The 404-nt window shown below is 68.1% G+C and carries 1 protein-coding gene; it reads right to left on the reverse strand.

Annotated features, from left to right (window positions below; translation table 11 throughout):
• Nucleotides 1–404: 2-oxoacid:acceptor oxidoreductase family protein (locus ACL02T_RS34995; protein ID WP_412835108.1), on the reverse strand; the 404-nt coding region annotated here is incomplete at both ends.

Genomic DNA, 404 nt, shown 5'->3' on the forward strand with positions numbered 1-404 from the left:
CCGCGGGTGAGGGTGGCCATGGCGACCTCGTGGACCTGGAACTCGGCCAGGGACTCGTCCTCGAGCGGGTTGGCCTCGTAGCCGACCTTGGTCAGGTTGCGCTTGGTGAACTCGTCGGTGTTCACGATCAGCACCCCGCCCGGGGGCAGGTCGGCGATGTTGGCCTTGAGCGCGGCCGGGTTCATCGCCACCAACACGTCCGGGCGGTCACCGGGGGTGAGGATGTCGTAGTTGGCGAAGTGCAGCTGGAACGACGACACCCCCGGCAGGGTGCCGGCAGGGGCCCGGATCTCGGCCGGGAAGTTCGGCAACGTCGACAGGTCGTTGCCGAAACTCGCGGTCTCCGAGGTGAACCGGTCACCCGTGAGCTGCATCCCGTCACCCGAGTCACCCGCGAACCGGAT

It is taken from the genome of Pseudonocardia oceanicola (assembly GCF_047200735.1).
Classification (GTDB): domain Bacteria; phylum Actinomycetota; class Actinomycetes; order Mycobacteriales; family Pseudonocardiaceae; genus Pseudonocardia.